The sequence below is a fragment of the Streptomyces africanus genome (genome assembly GCF_002150735.1).
Taxonomy (GTDB): Bacteria; Actinomycetota; Actinomycetes; order Streptomycetales; family Streptomycetaceae; genus Streptomyces; species Streptomyces africanus.
Window position 1 is genome coordinate 709 of record NZ_MUKA01000317.1, and the last position, 1026, is coordinate 1734.

The 1026-nt window shown below is 67.0% G+C and carries 1 protein-coding gene and 1 pseudogene; one reads left to right on the forward strand and one right to left on the reverse strand.

The window, feature by feature from the left end; all coding sequences use genetic code 11:
• A pseudogene (locus CCL05_RS46590) lies at positions 1 to 454 on the reverse strand (Ku protein); the annotation flags it as partial.
• Positions 455 to 480: 26 nt separating this feature from the next.
• On the opposite strand from CCL05_RS46590, the gene CCL05_RS33050 reads away from it, so the two are divergent.
• The coding region (locus CCL05_RS33050) for a site-specific integrase (protein WP_208641672.1) at positions 481 to 1026 on the forward strand (546 nt) is incomplete at its 3' end.

The window sequence follows — 1026 nt, forward strand, 5'->3', positions numbered from 1 at the left end:
GAGGAATCCGAGGCGCTCGCGACCGGACCACACGTACTTCGCGACGGCCACCTTGCTGCTCCGGTCGAGGGCCATGCGGAGCAGTTTGTAGGGCTTCGCGGCGACCTGCCCGCTGGGCGCCAGGTAGTAGCCCTCGTCGATCTTCAGGGGGGTCGACGGAGTCCAGCGGCACGAAGGAGACGATCTCGATGGCCTTCGCCGTCGGCAGGGGCAGGTCCCGCAGCTCCTCGTCGCTGATCGGGATGACCTGTTCCTTGGTCAGCTGGTAGCCCTTGCCGATCTCGCCCTGGTCGACCTCACGGTCCTTGATCTCGCAGTACTTGCGCACCCGCACCCGGCCCATGTCCTCCAGGTGGTAGAGGTGGAACCTGATCGAGTGGTCCTCGGTAGCGCTGGCAACGGTGATCGGCACGGTGCCGTTGACTGAACTAACAACGGAATATTGGCTGGTCAGAGGCCCTTTCTGCTAGCTTCCCGGCCATGCTTGAGACGGATGATGCTGCCCGGGACTTAGCGGGCTTCGTGCTGCCGGAGACTGGTGCACTGATCGAGACGAAGGACCCGCAGCGACCGTACGTTCTGGTCGACGCGGAAGGTGCCACCGTCGCCCCGGTAGAGGCGTTCTTCGCGGAGCTCCAGGCGAGCTCGCGTCCGGCGACGACGATCCGCTCCTACGGCATGGACCTGCTGCGGTGGTGGCGGTTCCTGTCCGGATGGGACGTCGCGTGGAATCGGGCGAGCCGGCGGGATGCGCGGGACTTCGCCAGGTGGATGCAGATCGCGCCGAAGGTTTCCCGGGCGCATTGGCGCCACCGGGCCTCCGGTGAGGGACCCGCGGAGGCGTTGACACGGCCCTCGGCAGGCGTGCCGAACCCGGTCACGGGGCGGGCCGCGCCGGGCTCGCTGTACTCGGCGTCAACGCGGGTGCACTGCGAGACTGTGCTGAGATCGTTCTACGACTTCCATTTGGAGGAGGGCACCGGCCCGATCATCAACCCGTTTCCCTCGGCTCGGGAACGCCGCCGG